Genomic DNA, 1,277 nt, shown 5'->3' with positions numbered 1-1,277 from the left:
TTTCTTTTGCGCAAGACGCGATGAAAACCGACACCATGAAGTCTGACACTATGAAGAAGGATTCCATGGGCAAGCATGACGCCATGAAAAGCGACGCCACGCATAGCGATACAAAAAAGAAAATGAAGAAACGTGACGACAAAGCGATGAAGAGCGATGCCATGAAACAGGACGCGATGCAGTCCGACTCCATGAAAAAGCCTCAGTAATTGTTCTGGCCCGCCAGTTTTCCCTTGGGATTGGCGGGCAAATTACCGGAGCACAACATCATGAAACAGCTCGTTTATCGCCAGCGTCTGCTGACGCGCCTCACACACTGGATTTGGGCTGTAAGCCTCTTCTTTCTGCTGCTCTCAGGGCTACAGATATTCAACGCACACCCCACGCTCTATCTCGGCAATGAATCCGGTTTCGACTATGATAATGCCGTACTGGCAATTTATGCCGTCGATGGGGAAAGCGGCCCTGAAGGTCGCGTCGACATCTTGGGCAAAAGCTTCCAGACAATCGGTTTTCTCGGCGTATCAGGAACCACAAGTGCTCCCGACTATCAGGCATTTCCATCGGCATTGACCATTCCGTCCTATCGGGACCTAGCAACCGGACGTGTTGTTCACTTTTTCTTCGCCTGGGTTCTGGTGGGCACGCTCATGCTATGGTTGGTCGGCAGTCTGCTGAACGGGCATCTGAAGAACGAGCTGTTGCCATCTGCATTCGATATACAAAGCCTACCCAGTGATTTTCTCAACCATCTCAAGTTTCGCTTTCAGCATCGGAAAACATACAATCCTATGCAGAAGCTGACTTACTGCGTGGTCTTTTTCGGACTTTTCCCGATGGTTATAATTACGGGGCTGACCATGTCTCCCGGCATGGATGCCGTACTGCCGCTAGCGGAATGGCTCGGCGGACGCCAGACAGCCCGCACTCTTCATTTTGTAGCCGTTTTCCTGCTTTGCGCATTCGTCGTCATTCATATCGTGATGGTGCTTGCGGCAGGTCCGTTCAACGAAATGCGATCGATGATTTCCGGGTGGTATCGCGCTGATCTTCCGAAAAGAGACGAGGACAGGCACCCATGAGCAAGCTGAATATTTCCCGACGACAGTTCCTAACTTTTTCCGGAGCCGCAGCCTCTTCCATTATATTGAGCGGTTGTGATGCTATCGATTTTGTCGGCGACAACGAAAGCGCTACGCGGCATGTCCTCGAAAAGGCGAACGATCTGACCTACCTCATTCAACGGCAACTGCAGGGACATAATGCCCTCGCAAAGG

The 1,277-nt window shown here is 51.4% G+C and carries 3 protein-coding genes; all 3 read left to right on the top strand.

Annotated features, from left to right (window positions below; genetic code table 11):
- Positions 1 to 209: pentapeptide MXKDX repeat protein (locus FHW03_RS25955; RefSeq protein ID WP_182523284.1), on the top strand; the 209-nt coding region annotated here is incomplete at its 5' end.
- Positions 210 to 269: 60 nt separating this feature from the next.
- A complete protein-coding gene (locus tag FHW03_RS25950) occupies positions 270 to 1,082 on the top strand; it encodes a cytochrome b/b6 domain-containing protein (protein WP_182523283.1) in 813 nt (270 codons plus the stop codon).
- Positions 1,079 to 1,277, top strand: a 199-nt coding sequence (locus FHW03_RS25945) for a twin-arginine translocation signal domain-containing protein (RefSeq protein WP_182523282.1), incomplete at its 3' end; no start/stop codon positions are given. The genes FHW03_RS25950 and FHW03_RS25945, both read left to right, overlap by 4 nt.

The sequence above is a fragment of the Ochrobactrum sp. RH2CCR150 genome, assembly GCA_014138095.1.
In the GTDB taxonomy this organism is placed as follows: Bacteria; Pseudomonadota; Alphaproteobacteria; order Rhizobiales; family Rhizobiaceae; genus Brucella; species Brucella gambitense.
This window is presented reverse-complemented; position numbering and strand designations above follow the sequence as displayed.

Excerpts from the sequence above, each read along its gene's own strand:
- FHW03_RS25950 (WP_182523283.1), top strand. The coding sequence starts at position 270 with ATGAAACAGCTCGTTTATCGCCAGCGTCTGCTGACGCGCCTCACACAC.